The following is a 13,090-nucleotide window of genomic DNA, read 5'->3' as shown; positions in this document are numbered from 1 at the left end:
CACGCCGTGACAAGTTGGCTAGAGTCGGAACCACCCGCTCCCCCGCCGCAAAGGAAGACAGCGTGCCCCACTACGACCTGGTCATCGTCGGTACCGGATCGGGCAACTCGATCCTCGACCCGCGCTTCGCGGACTGGAACACGGCGATCGTGGAGAAGGGCACGTTCGGTGGGACCTGCCTGAACGTGGGCTGCATCCCGACGAAGATGTTCGTGCACGCCGCCAACGTCGCGGCCACGCCCGCCACGTCGTCGAAGTTCGGCGTCGACGAGGAGCTGACCGAGGTCCGCTGGCGCGACGTGCGCGACCGGATCTTCGGCCGGATCGATCCGATCGCCGCCGGCGGTCGCGAATACCGCGTCCAGCACGAGGACAACAAGAACGTCACCGTGTACGAGGGCGAAGGCCGCTTCACCGGGCACAAGGAGCTGCGGGTCTCCTACTCCGACGGCCGCCCTGCCGAGACGATCACCGCCGACAGGTTCGTGCTGGCCGCGGGCGGGCGCCCGGTGATCCCGGACGTCCCCGGTCTCGCCGAAACCGGCTACCACACCTCCGACACGGTGATGCGGCTCGACGAGCTGCCGTCGAGCATCGTGATCCTGGGCGGCGGGTACATCGCGGCCGAGTTCGCGCACGTCTTCGCCTCGTTCGGGGTGAACGTGACCGTGGTCAACCGGTCCGGCGCGCTGCTGCGCTCCGAGGACGACGACGTCAGCGCCCGGTTCACCGAACTGGCGTCGCAGCGGTTCGACGTCCGGCTCGACCGGAAGACCGTCCGCGCGCGCAAGACCGCGTCGGGCGTCGCTCTGGACCTCGAAGGCCCGGAAGGCGCCGAGACTGTCGAGGCCGACGTGCTCCTGGTCGCCACCGGCCGCACGCCGAACTCCGACCTCCTCGACGTCGCCGCCACCGGCGTGACCACGGGCGAGCGCGGGCACGTCGTGGTCGACGAGTACCAGCAGACCGTGGTCGACGGGATCTACGCGCTCGGCGACATCTCGTCGGTCTTCGAGCTGAAGCACGTCGCGAACCACGAGCAGCGCGTCGTGCAGCACAACCTGCTGCACCCGGACGAGCGGATCGAGGCCGACCACCGGTTCGTCCCGCACGCGGTGTTCACCTCGCCGCAGGTCGCTTCGGTCGGGCTGACCGAACGCGAGGCGCGCGAGCGTGGCGTTTCGTACGTGACGTCGCACCAGGACTACGCGGGCATCGCGTACGGCTGGGCGATGGAGGACACCACCGGCTTCGCGAAGCTCCTCGCCGACCCGGCCACCGGGCAGCTGCTGGGTGCGCACATCATCGGCCCGCAGGCGTCCTCGGTGATCCAGCCGCTGATCCAGGCGATGAGCTTCGGGCTGGACGCGAAGAGCATGGCGCGCGGGCAGTACTGGATCCACCCGGCGATGCCGGAACTGGTCGAGAACGCGCTGCTGAACCTTCCGCTGGACTGACCCTTCGCCGCATTTAGTCCTCTAAATGCGTTCTTCGGGCGCACGTGACGCCCGAGTACGGCGCATTTAGAGGACTAAATGCGCTCTCAGACGACGCGGTCGCAGGCGCGGGCCCCGTTCCGCGCCGCGAGCGCGCTCACCGCGTTCATCTCGGCGTCCGAGGCGCCCCTCAAGACGGCCGAGCGGGCCCCGTCCTCCGAGAACCGCTCGCCCGCCTCGACGTACCGGCGGATCGCCGCCAAGAACTCCTCCCGCGCGGATGCCGCCCCTCCTGGCACCGCGCGGACCCCCGTCGCCCCCTTGAGGACCTCCTTGGCGTCGTCCACCCGCGTCGCGACGTAGTGCTGCCACTTGCGCAGCTCCGTCGCGGCGTCCCCCTTCGGATCCGGCCAGTAGCGCTCGATATCCGCGCCGCTGTCCTTCCATACCCACACGCACACCCGGTCCACGGCGCGGTAAAACTCGTGCGGCGAAGCCACCGCCGCGGGCCGCTCCGGCGCCACGGCGACGCACGCCGCGGCGAAACACGCCAGAGCCGCCCCGTACGCCAGTCCCTCCACCACGCCGACCCCCAGGACCGAGTTTTGAACAGGTTCAACTCAATCAGGCTATGGCTCCGCCCCGGCCGGGTCAAGATGTTTTTTGAACGCGTTCAGACGAAGCGGCGGCGGCCGGCCAAGGCGCCGAAGGTCATCTGCGCGGCGAAGACGGCGAGCATCATGATCCAGGGAACGGTCCAGCCGTGGGTGAGATCGTGAAGCAGCCCGAAGAGGAATGGCCCGACGGCGGCCATCAGGTAACCGATGCCCTGCGCCATCCCCGACAGCCGCGCGGTGTCCTCGCCGGTGCGCGCCCGCAGCGCGATCACCGTCAGCGCGAGCGAGAAGACGCTCATCCCGAGCCCGATGAGGATGCACCAGAGCAGCGGCGAGGCGGCCGGAGCGACCATCATGCCGACCATGCCGACGAAGCCGGGAACACCCAGTCCGACGATCCACGGGCTCTGGCTCTTGTGCCGCGCGGCCATCGGCGCCACCACGAGACTGATCGGGACGGCGATGAGCGAGATCAGGCCGAGCAACAGCCCGGAATCCCCCTTGCTCACCCCCGCGTCGATCATCACTTCCGGCAGCCAGCCCATCACGACGTAGGCCAAAAAGGCCTGAGTTCCGAAGAAAAGCGTGACCATCCACGCAAGGGGGCTACGCAGGAGCGATCGCCCGCTACCCTGCTTGCCTGCCTCGACAACGGGCGCACGCCCCGCACCGCGGGCTGCGAAAATCCAGACGAGGAGTGCGAGCACCGCCAGTACCGACCAGGCGCCGAGACCTTGGCGCCAGCCGCCGAACGCGTTCTCCAAGGGAGGGGTGAGCGCGGACCCCAGGGCGCCCCCGCCCTGCAGAGCGGCGGTGTACACGCCGGTCATCATGCCGACACGTGCCGGGAAGGAGTCCTTGATGACGACCGGGATCAGTACGTTCGCCAGGGCGATTCCCGCCGTGGCCACCAGGGTTCCCCCGAGCACGACGTACGGTCCGTCGAGCACCCGCAGCACCAGGCCGACGGCCAGCACCGAAAGCGCGGAAGCGATGGCCGCGCCGATGCCGAATCGGCGGGCCAGCAGGGGCGCGGCGAGACCGGCGGCGGCGAAACAGAGGCCAGGGAGCGTGGTGAGCACACCGGCCCAGGTCGCCGTGGCGCCGAGGTCGTCGCGCATCTCGCCGAGGATCGGGCCGACACTGGTGATGGCCGGGCGCAGGTTGAGCGCCACCAGGATCACCGCGACACCGAGCAGCACGCCGCCGGTGATCACTCCCGGCCGCCACTCCGTTTCGATCGAGCCTTCGAGTTCGAGACTTTCGTCGAACGGGGAAACGGGTTCTCGGGAGTCGACACGCACGTCGGCTAGTATCACATACATAGGATGATTGGATGAAGGGACAACGCTGTGCCATTGGCCACCACGCGCCGTGCCGGCCTGGTCGATCAGGTCATCGAGCAGCTGCGTGACGCCGTCACGCAGGGAGAATGGCCCATCGGTCAGCGGATTCCGACCGAACCGGAGCTGGCAGGGCAGCTCGGCGTCGGGCGTAACACCGTCCGCGAGGCCGTGCGCGCGCTCGCGCACACGGGGCTGCTCGAGGTCCGGCAGGGCGACGGGACCTACGTGCGGGCGACGAGCGAGGTCTCGGGCGCCATCCGGCGGTTGTGCGGTTCGGAACTGCGCGAGGTGCTGCAGGTGCGGCGCATCCTCGAGGTCGAAGGCGCCCGGCTCGCGGCCGCGTCGCGGACCGACGAGGAGGTCGCCGAGCTGAAGGCACTGCTCGAACGCCGCAACGCCGAGCTGCGCGATGGCCATTGGGAGGATTTCGCCCGCCTCGACGCGGAATTCCACTTCGCCGTCGTCCAAAGTGGACATAACACGCTGCTGACCGAGATGTACCGCGGGCTCACCGAGGTGATCACGGCCAGCGTGGCCGCCACGTCGAACGTGACGCCGGGGCGCGAGTACCTGCCGGAGATAGGGCACGAAGGCCTCGCCGAGGCCATCGCCGACCGCGACGCCGACCGGGCCGCCAGCGAGGCGTGCGGTTTCCTGGACGAGCTCCTGGCCCGCGTGGAGCAGGACGAGAGCTGACCCAAGATCCTCGCGAGCGGTAAGGGGATCTCAGGTACATACGGGGATACCGGCTGCGGTTGGTCCCGGGCCCGGTCCGTGAAGGCCTCCTTGCCTACCCTGAGGGTTGGCAAGGAGGCCTTCACTACCTCTGGGACCGGCACGCTCGTCCCACGCGCAGCAGCGGTCACATCGGTCTCGTGAGTGGTAAGGACGGTTAGAACCGTCCTTACCACTCACGAGCCGCCTAGGGCACCGTGAGGATCTCGGCGCCGTCCTCGGTCACCACGAGGGTGTGCTCGAACTGGGCCGTCCACTTCTTGTCCTTGGTGGTGACGGTCCAGTCGTCGGCCCAGATGTCGTACTCGATCGTCCCGAGGGTGATCATCGGCTCGATGGTGAAGGTCATGCCCTGCTCGATGACCGTGTCGACCGACGGTTCCTCGTAGTGCAGCACGGTCGGCGCGGTGTGGAACGCCGGGCCGACGCCGTGGCCGGTGAAGTCGCGCACGACGCCGTACCCGAACCGCTTCGCGTACGCCTCGATGACGCGGCCGATCACGTTGAGCTGCCTGCCGGGGCGGACGGCCTTGATGGCGCGCATGGTCGCCTCGCGCGTGCGCTCGACCAGCAGCCGCGCCTCCTCGGAGACGTCACCCGCCAGGAACGTCGCGTTGGTGTCGCCGTGGACGCCGCCGATGAACGCGGTGACGTCGATGTTGCAGATGTCGCCGTCCTCGATCACCGTCGAGTCCGGGATGCCGTGGCAGATCACCTCGTTCAGCGAGGTGCAGCACGACTTCGGGAACGCGCGATAGCCCAGCGTCGACGGGTACGCGTGGTTGTCCAGCAGGAACTCGTGGATCACCTTGTCGATGTCGTCGGTGGTCGCACCGGGTTTGACGGCCTTGCCACCCACCTCGAGCGCCTGCGCCGCGATCCGGCCCGCGACGCGCATCGCCTCGATCACCTCGGGCGTGCGGACCCCGTTGCCCGTGTCGCGTTTCGGCGCCGGCCGGTCGACGTACTCGGGACGGGCGATGCTGGCGGGGACGACTCGCCTCGGCGTCTGGACGCCGGGCTTCAAGGGGGAGCGAACGGACATGAGTCCAGCCTACGACCTGACGGCTAGCCGAGCCCCGCCAGGAAGCGCTGGGCGGCCTCGACCGCGGGCTTGGACGTTCCCGCGTCGGTCGTCAGCACCGCGAAGGCCAGGTCACCGGTGTAGCCGACGAACCAGCCGTGCGAATGCGTGCCGTCGCCGAACTGCGCCGTGCCGGTCTTGCCCCGGACGTCCGCCAAGGGCTTGAGCAGCGTCGCCGTGCCGTCGGTGACGACCTCACGCATCATCCCGCGCAGCGCGTCGAGCACCTCCGGCTTGATCGGCTTGCCGAGCCCGGACGACGTCGTGGCCATCCCGCGCACCAGCGTCGGCACCGGCACCTTGCCGGACTGGACCGTCGCGGTGGCGACCGCCAGCCCGAACGGACTCGTCACGACGGTCCCCTGCCCGAAGCCGTTCTCGGCCCGCTGCGCGACGGTGTTCGCCGGCGGGACCGAACCGGTGATCGTGGTCAGGCCGGGAATCACGAAGTCGGCACCGACGCCGAGGTCGCGCGCGGCGTCGGTCAGCGCGGCGGGCGGCAGGTCGGTCGAGAGTTTCGCGAACGTCGTGTTGCAGGATTTGGCGAACGCCGTGGACAGCGGGACGACGCCGAGCGCGAACTTGCCCTCGTTCGGCACCGTCCGGTTTTCGAACGTGGCCGTGCCGGGGCAGTCGACGGGGCTGTCCGCCCGCACCGAGCCCGCGGTCAGCCCCGCGACGGCGGTGGCCATCTTGAACGTGGAGCCGGGCGGGAACCGGCCGGTGAGCGAGATCGCGCCCTGGGTATCGGCCGGGGCGTTCTGCGCCACCGCCAGCAGTTCGCCGGTCGACGGCTGGATCGCGACCAGCGCGGAGGCCGTCGGGACCGGCGCGAGCGCCCGCTCCGCCGAGCCCTGCACCTTCACGCTGAGCGTGCTGACGACCGCGGGTGCGGGCTTGGGGTTCTCGGAGTGCAGGTCGATGATCTCGCCGCCGCCCGTGTCGAGCGTGACGACGCGCCAGCCCGCGGAGCCCTCCACCTGGTCCTCGACGAGCGACCGGACCGCGGGCAGCACCTGCTTGCCGAAGTTCTTGTCGTCGGGCAGCAGCCTTTCCTGCTGGCTGAACCGGACGCCGGGCAGGTCGTAGATCTCGGGCTTCACCTCTTGGTAGCTGTTCGCCCGCAAGCTCACCACCGGATAGCCGGAGCCGGGTTTGAGCGTCTTCACCCCGTCGCGGATCGACTGGCCGGTCACCGACGCCTCGAACCGGTTGAGCGCCGCGCCGAGTTTGTCGGTGACGGCCACCAGATCGCCCGCCTTCGCCGGGTCGAGCACCACGCTGACGACCGTCTGCGGGCGCAGCAACGGCATCCCGTCGCGGTCCAGCACCGGCGCGAGATCCGGCGGATCGGCCTTCAGCGCGATGCTCTGCTGCGCGGCGAGCTGCGGATGGAGCGCCGTCGGCAACCAGCGCACCTTCCAGCCGTCCTGTGTGGAATGGACCTGCGCGTCCGCCTTGTACGTCCAGGTCCGGCCGCGCGGCAGCTTCCAGCTGAGCTGATAGGTCGCCGTCCCGTCGTCCGCCCCGGACGAATGCTGGACCTGCTTGTCCACGACGGTGATCGACTCGGGCGAAAGCGCTTTCCGCGCCATCTCCAGCGACGCGCGCGCGGCCTCCGGCGAATCGGTGAAGGAGGCCGCGGCGGCGACGTCACCGGAAGAGAGTCCGCCGAGGAAGCCCGAGATGGCGTCTTCAGGACCGGAGTCGGCGAAGAGTCCGCACCCGGCGGCCGAGAGGCCCACCACTCCCGCGAGCACGACGACGGCGACACGACGACCTGCAGGCATGCTGCGAATCCTGCCAGCCCCGGCCCTTTCCGGCCGGACACGACACGGCCTAGAAGAGAACCGTCGCGTACTGCCCGACCTGCTGGAAGCCGATCTTGCGGTAGGCGGCGAGCGCGGGACTGTTGTAGGCGTTGACGTACAGGCTCGCCGTGCGGCCCATCCCGCGGACGAGCCTGGTCACCACCGACGCCGTCCCGGCCGTGCCGACCCCGCCGCCGCGGCGTTCCGGATGCACCCAGACGCCCTGGATCTGGCCGACCGTCGAGGACATCGCGCCGATTTCGGCCTTGAAGACGACCTCGCCGTCCTCGAACCGCGCGAACGCCCGGCCGCCGGCGATCAGCTCCGCGACGCGGGCGCGATACCCGGCGCCACCGTCGCCGTTGCGGGGATCGACGCCGACCTCTTCGATGAACATGGAGATCGCGGCCGGGAGATACCGGTCGAGTTCCTCCGGACGTACCGCGCGGACCAGCGGATCGGTGGCGACGGACGGGATCCCGTCGAGCGCCAGGAGCGGCTGGTCGTGCCGGACTTCGCGGGCGGGACCCCATTCCGGCTCCAGTTCGTCCCAGAGGCCCAGCACCTGCTCGGCCGGGCCGACCAGTGACGAACAGGTCCGCTGCCGCCGCAGGGCACGATCGGCGAAGGAACGCAAAGCGGAGGCGTTGCCGCGCAAGGGGATCAAGTTCGGCCCGGAGAAGCACAGCCCTTGGAGCCTGCCCGCGCGAACGGGGCGGGAATCCGCGGCCCAGAGCTCACCACCGAGCCGCCAGGGGTCGAGACCCGCCGTCTCCACCCTGGCACTCACCATGCAGCTGCCGACCGGGTCTGTGGCGAGCGCGGCACGGACCGCGGGATAGTCCCGATCATCGAGCAGCCGTGCACCTGCAAGCCGCAACACCACTCCAGGGTGCCAGATCGGCGGCGTAAACGGAACGCAAGCTTCACGACACGCTGAGAGAACTTCGGCAGGTCGAAGCCACCGAGTGCAATGAAAGGCCCCTTCATCGCAAATTTTGCGATGAAGGGGCCTTTCATTGCAGTTGTCTCGACCAGTCAGCCGACGGTGACGGTGGGCTCGCCCTCACCGATCGTCTGGCCCGACTCCTCGGCGATGCGCATGGCCTCTTCGATCAGCGTCTCGACGATCGCGTGCTCGGGCACGGTTTTGATGACCTCGCCCTTGACGAAGATCTGGCCCTTGCCGTTGCCCGAGGCGACGCCGAGATCGGCCTCGCGCGCCTCGCCGGGCCCGTTGACGACGCAGCCCATGACCGCGACGCGCAGCGGGACCTCCATGCCCTCCAGCCCGGCGGTGACCTGCTCGGCGAGCGTGTAGACGTCCACCTGCGCACGGCCGCACGAGGGGCAGGAGACGATCTCGAGCTTGCGCTCCTTGAGGTTCAGCGACTGCAGGATCTGGATCCCGACCTTGACCTCTTCCACCGGCGGCGCGGACAGCGAAACGCGGATGGTGTCGCCGATGCCCTGGCGCAGCAGCGCGCCGAAGGCCACGGCCGACTTGATGGTGCCCTGGAACGCCGGGCCCGCCTCGGTGACGCCGAGGTGCAGCGGGTAGTCGCACTGCTCGGCGAGGATCTCGTACGCGCGCACCATGACCACCGGGTCGTTGTGCTTCACCGAGATCTTCACGTCGTAGAAGTCGTGCTCGGCGAACAGCGACGCCTCCCACAGCGCCGACTCGGCCAGCGCCTCCGGGGTCGCCTTGCCGTACTTGTCCATGATCCGCTTGTCCAGCGAACCCGCGTTGACGCCGATCCGGATCGGGGTGCCGTGGTCCTTCGCGGCCCGCGCGATCTCCTTGACCTGGTCGTCGAACTTGCGGATGTTGCCCGGGTTCACCCGGACCGCCGCGCAGCCCGCCTCGATCGCGGCGAAGACGTACTTCGGCTGGAAGTGGATGTCGGCGATCACCGGGATCTGCGACTTCTTCGCGATCGCGGGCAGCGCCTCGGCGTCGTCCGCGGACGGGCACGCGACGCGCACGATGTCACAGCCCGCAGCGGTCAGCTCGGCGATCTGCTGCAGGGTCGCGTTGACGTCGGAGGTGAGTGTGGTGGTCATCGACTGCACCGAAATCGGGTGCTCGCTGCCCACGCCCACCGGCCCGACCTGCAGCTGTCGGGTCTTGCGACGCTCGGAGAGAACGGGAGGAGGAAGCGCTGGCATACCTAGAGCGACAGTCACGCCTTCAAGCGTACCTACCCCGATCGGCGGACATACACGACGTCAGCCGTCACGGTGAGCAGCATTACCTGGGCAGCCCAACGGTGCTGACAGCGCGCTCCGTAACCGTCCTCCCGCGTCACTGGAACAGCTTGACCGGGTTCACGATGTCGGCGGTGACGGTGAGCAGGGTCACCGCGCCGCCGATGAAGACGAGCACCATCGTGACCGCGGACAGCTTCGTGTAGTCGACCGGTCCGCCCGCCGCCTTGCCGCGCAGTTTCCGGAACCAGTCGCGGACCCGCTCGTACCAGACGACCGCGATATGCCCGCCGTCGAGCGGGAGCAGCGGCAGCAGGTTGAACACGCCGATGAAGAAGTTCAGGCTCGCCAGCAGGAGCACGAAGATCTCCCACAGACCGCGCTCGGCGGCCTCGCCACCGATCCGGCTGGCGCCGACCACGCTGACCGGGGTGTTCGGGTCGCGCTCGCCGCCGAAGATGGAATCCACCACCGCGGGGATCCGCGACGGGAACTCGATCAGCCGCTTGGCGGTCTCGGAGAACATCGTGCCGGTGAAGGAGAACGTCGCCCCGACCGCGTCGACGGGGCCGTAGCTCAGCAGCGGCGGCGCGGTGTTCTGGATCGGCGAGGCGCCGATCATGCCGACGTCCTTGACCGTGGTGTTGTTGGAACCGTCGGCGACCAGCCGCTGCACCCTCGGCACGTCGACGGTCAGGTTCAGCCGCTGCCCGTTCCGTTCGACCACGAACGGCGTCGGACCGCTGGCGACCTGGACGGCCGCGAGCATCTCGCGCCAGGTCTTGATCGGCTTGCCCGCGACGGAGACGACCTTGTCGCCCGCCTGGAGACCGGCGGTCTTCGCGGGGGTTGGGGCGTTCGGCGGGCAGGTGGTGTCGTTCAGCTGCTCCACCGTGGTGGCCGCGCGGGCGCAGGACGTGGCGCTGATCACGGCTTCGGTGGGGGCGGCCTGCGCGGCCGGATTCGGCAGGCCCATGGTGACGGCCATCAAGTACAGGATGATGAAACCGAGGATGAAGTGCATCGCCGAGCCCGCCGACATGACGACGGTGCGCTTCCAGGTCTTGAAGCGCCACATCGCGCGCTTCGACTCTTCCGGGGTCACCTCGTCGAGCGCGGTCATGCCCGCGATGTCGCAGAACCCGCCGAGCGGGATCCACTTCATGCCGTACTCGGTCTCACCGCGACGGAAGGAGAAGATCGTCGGCCCGAAGCCGATGAAGTAGCGCCGGACCTTCATGCCGAAGGCTTTCGCCGCCCACATGTGACCGGCTTCGTGCAGCGCGACGGACAGGCAGATACCCAGCGCGAACAGCACGATCCCGAGAATGAACCAGAGCACGCGCTACTTCCCCTTACCGATCAGCGCACCGGCACGCGCGCGAGCCCAGCGCTCGGCAGCTAGTACGTCATCCACGTCGCGAGGTTCACGACGCCATTCGTCGGCGGCTTCCACCACCTGGGCAATAGTGTCCACAATCGAGGTGAAGCCGGTGTTCTGTGCCAGGAAGGCGGCCACCAGTTCCTCGTTCGCCGCGTTGTAGACCGCCGGGATGCAGCCGCCGACGGTTCCGGCGTGCCTCGCCAGCTCGACGGCGGGGAACGCCTCGTTGTCCAGCGGCTCGAAGGTCCAGTTCGCGGGCTTGTCCCAGACGCACGCGGCCGCGGCGCCGGGGACGCGATCCGGCCAGTGCAGGGCCAGCGCGATCGGCAGCCGCATGTCGGGCGGGCTGGCCTGGGCGATCGTCGAGCCGTCCACGAAGGTCACCATCGAGTGGATGATCGACTGCGGGTGAACCACCACGTCGATGCGGTCGGTCTCGATGTCGAACAGGAGCTTCGCCTCGATCAGCTCCAGCCCCTTGTTGACCAAAGTGGACGAGTTGATCGTGATGAGCGGGCCCATCGACCAGGTCGGATGCGCCATCGCCTGCTCGACGGTGACGTCGGCGAGTTCCTCGCGTTTGCGGCCACGGAAGGGGCCGCCCGACGCGGTGAGCACCAGCCGGGCGACCTCGGCTTCGCGGCCGGCGCGCAAGGCCTGGGCGATCGCGGAGTGCTCGGAGTCGACCGGGACGATCTGGCCGGGTTTGGCCGCGGCCAGCACCAGCGGTCCGCCCGCGATCAGCGATTCCTTGTTGGCCAGCGCGAGCGTGGCGCCGGTGGCGAGCGCGTGCAGGGTCGGCGGGAGCCCCTGTGAGCCGGGGAGCGCGTTGAGCACGACGTCGACCGGGGTGGCGTCGATCATCTCGACGACGGCGCCAGCCCCGGCGAAGATGCGCGGGAGCTTGAAGTCGCCGCGGTTGTAGCCGCGCTTCTGGGCCTCGGCGTACAGCGCGAGCTGCAGGTCTTCCACGGCCGTCGGCCTGCTGATCGCCACGGCGCCGACCTGGTGCGCCAGGGCCTGCGCGGCCAGCGCGGCGGGGTCGGAGCCGCCCGCGGCGATCCCGGCGACCCGGAACAGCTCCGGGTTACGGGCCGCGACGTCGAGGGCCTGGGCGCCGACCGATCCGGTCGAACCGAGCACGAGCACACTTCGCGAGGTAGTCATCGGGGCTCATTGTCGCTTGGGGCCCGTCGGGCGCGTGCAGCCAGGTGTGGGATCATTCGCGGGCAAGCGAACCATCGGGTTTTGAGGAGTTGATCGTGGCGAGCAAGGCGGTCGAAAAGCGCGGCCGGGTGGGCGTCGACACCGTTGACCCCCGCGACGAGCCGTCGGCCGAGTGGGGCTGGCACGGTTCCTTCCCGAAGGCGACGCGGATCGCGGGCTGGCTGAGCGCGATCATCCTGCTGGTGATGCTGTACGGCAACCACCACGGCTGGACCGAGAACCTGTGGCTGATCGGCCTGTCCCTGCTGCTCGTGTTCGGCCTCGTGCTGGACATCCGCAAGCAGCGCACGGCCTGGCGCAAGTAGCTTCTTCACGACTCAATGGCCCCTGTCCACCTTCGTGGGCAGGGGCCATTGGCCGTTCTGGGACCACAGCTCGTTGACGATCTTGACCGCGTCGCCCGCCTCGACCCCGTAGCGATGCCGGTACTTCGCCGCCGGCCGCTGGACGACCGCGGCGACCTCCCCGATGGCGACGTTGTTCCAGGAGTCGTTCGGGTAGAACTGCCGCATCACGGCGAGGAACCGGCCGGTCGCCCAGACCGGGTCGGTCCGCTGCTCGAAACTCCCCCAGCTCGCGCGCTGCTGGAAGAGCCCGACCGAGTCGCCGAGGCCGCCGTCGAGGTTGGCGATGCTCGACTCGACGATCACCGTGGCGATCGCGATGGCCGCCGCGCGATCGTTGAGCCCCGCTCTCTGGACGGTCTCGACGATCACTCTGGCGCACGACGTGTTGTACGGGTTCATGTAGCCGCGCATCTTGGTGGCGAGTTGCTGGTTGAGCGCTCCCGCCGTATCCGCGTCGTCGGCGGACGCGCTCGTCTGGACGCACGGCAAGGCGACGTGTTCGACCTGGTCGGGCCGGATCTCGGTGGGCGGGAGCAGGGTAAGGGAAAGGGCGAGGTACGCGGCGGTGAGTGAGCTCAGCATGTGCGGTGACCGTTCGGTGCAGGTGGTCGTGGGGGGGGGGGGGGGGGGGGGGGAGGGGGGGGAGGGGGGGGGGGAGGGGGGGGGGGGGGAGGGGGAGGGGGAGAGGCAAAAGTCGGTGAAGGCATCCTTCCCGACGGTGAGAGTAGGGACGGAGGCCTTCACTACCTCTGGGACCGGCACGCTCGTCCCACGCGCAGCAGCGGTCACATCGGTCTCGTGAGTGGGAAGGACGGTTAGACCCTTCCTTACCACTCACGAGCCGCCTAGGGCACCGTGAGGATCTCGGCGCCGTCCTCGGTCACCACGAGGG

General features: G+C 69.2%; 12 protein-coding genes. 3 read left to right on the top strand and 9 right to left on the bottom strand.

Annotated elements, in window-relative coordinates; genetic code table 11:
- The first annotated feature begins 62 nt into the window (after window positions 1–62).
- Window positions 63–1,457 (top strand): mycothione reductase, encoded by a 1,395-nt coding sequence (locus tag AC0685_RS42380; RefSeq protein ID WP_478230680.1) that lies wholly within the window; start codon window positions 63–65, stop codon window positions 1,455–1,457.
- 86 nt (window positions 1,458–1,543) lie between these two features.
- Here AC0685_RS42380 and AC0685_RS42375 read toward each other — a convergent pair whose 3' ends face one another.
- Window positions 1,544–2,020 (bottom strand): hypothetical protein, encoded by a 477-nt coding sequence (locus AC0685_RS42375; protein WP_478230679.1) that lies wholly within the window; start codon window positions 2,018–2,020, stop codon window positions 1,544–1,546.
- A gap of 89 nt (window positions 2,021–2,109) precedes the next feature.
- Window positions 2,110–3,357, bottom strand: coding sequence for a CynX/NimT family MFS transporter (locus AC0685_RS42370; RefSeq protein WP_478230678.1), 1,248 nt, complete (start codon window positions 3,355–3,357; stop codon window positions 2,110–2,112).
- Window positions 3,358–3,405: 48 nt separating this feature from the next.
- On the opposite strand from AC0685_RS42370, the gene AC0685_RS42365 reads away from it, so the two are divergent.
- Window positions 3,406–4,095 (top strand): FadR/GntR family transcriptional regulator, encoded by a 690-nt coding sequence (locus AC0685_RS42365; RefSeq protein WP_478230677.1) that lies wholly within the window; start codon window positions 3,406–3,408, stop codon window positions 4,093–4,095.
- 226 nt (window positions 4,096–4,321) lie between these two features.
- Here AC0685_RS42365 and map read toward each other — a convergent pair whose 3' ends face one another.
- The 6 genes from map to dxr form a co-directional block, all read right to left on the bottom strand.
- Entirely contained in the window at window positions 4,322–5,179 is an 858-nt protein-coding gene (gene map, locus AC0685_RS42360) for a type I methionyl aminopeptidase (RefSeq protein ID WP_478230676.1), read from the bottom strand.
- Window positions 5,180–5,202: 23 nt separating this feature from the next.
- Window positions 5,203–7,008, bottom strand: a complete 1,806-nt coding sequence (locus tag AC0685_RS42355) for a penicillin-binding transpeptidase domain-containing protein (protein WP_478230675.1) — start codon at window positions 7,006–7,008, stop codon at window positions 5,203–5,205.
- Window positions 7,009–7,057: 49 nt separating this feature from the next.
- Window positions 7,058–7,912 carry a GNAT family N-acetyltransferase gene (locus AC0685_RS42350; RefSeq protein ID WP_478230674.1) on the bottom strand — a complete coding sequence of 285 codons (855 nt, stop codon included), beginning with the start codon at window positions 7,910–7,912 and terminating at the stop codon, window positions 7,058–7,060.
- A gap of 155 nt (window positions 7,913–8,067) precedes the next feature.
- Window positions 8,068–9,219: a flavodoxin-dependent (E)-4-hydroxy-3-methylbut-2-enyl-diphosphate synthase gene (ispG, locus tag AC0685_RS42345; protein WP_167373562.1), complete on the bottom strand. Its 1,152-nt coding sequence runs from the start codon at window positions 9,217–9,219 to the stop codon at window positions 8,068–8,070.
- Between the two features lie 118 nt (window positions 9,220–9,337).
- Window positions 9,338–10,582, bottom strand: coding sequence for a M50 family metallopeptidase (locus AC0685_RS42340; RefSeq protein ID WP_478230673.1), 1,245 nt, complete (start codon window positions 10,580–10,582; stop codon window positions 9,338–9,340).
- 3 nt (window positions 10,583–10,585) lie between these two features.
- On the bottom strand, window positions 10,586–11,791 hold the full coding sequence (dxr, locus tag AC0685_RS42335) for a 1-deoxy-D-xylulose-5-phosphate reductoisomerase (RefSeq protein WP_478230672.1): 1,206 nt from the start codon (window positions 11,789–11,791) through the stop codon (window positions 10,586–10,588).
- 95 nt (window positions 11,792–11,886) lie between these two features.
- On the opposite strand from dxr, the gene AC0685_RS42330 reads away from it, so the two are divergent.
- A complete protein-coding gene (locus AC0685_RS42330) occupies window positions 11,887–12,156 on the top strand; it encodes a DUF2631 domain-containing protein (RefSeq protein ID WP_034311011.1) in 270 nt (89 codons plus the stop codon).
- Window positions 12,157–12,168: 12 nt separating this feature from the next.
- Here AC0685_RS42330 and AC0685_RS42325 read toward each other — a convergent pair whose 3' ends face one another.
- Window positions 12,169–12,780, bottom strand: coding sequence for a hypothetical protein (locus AC0685_RS42325; RefSeq protein ID WP_478230671.1), 612 nt, complete (start codon window positions 12,778–12,780; stop codon window positions 12,169–12,171).
- Between the last annotated feature and the right edge of the window lie 310 nt (window positions 12,781–13,090).

The organism is Amycolatopsis sp. NPDC043889 (assembly GCF_056435645.1).
This window is presented reverse-complemented; position numbering and strand designations above follow the sequence as displayed.

What these genes read in the sequence shown, in the direction of transcription:
- map (WP_478230676.1), bottom strand. Translation starts at nt 5,179, where the DNA reads ATGTCCGTTCGCTCCCCCTTGAAGCCCGGCGTCCAGACGCCGAGGCGA.
- AC0685_RS42355 (WP_478230675.1), bottom strand. Translation starts at nt 7,008, where the DNA reads ATGCCTGCAGGTCGTCGTGTCGCCGTCGTCGTGCTCGCGGGAGTGGTG.
- dxr (WP_478230672.1), bottom strand. Translation starts at nt 11,791, where the DNA reads ATGACTACCTCGCGAAGTGTGCTCGTGCTCGGTTCGACCGGATCGGTC.
- AC0685_RS42325 (WP_478230671.1), bottom strand. Translation starts at nt 12,780, where the DNA reads ATGCTGAGCTCACTCACCGCCGCGTACCTCGCCCTTTCCCTTACCCTG.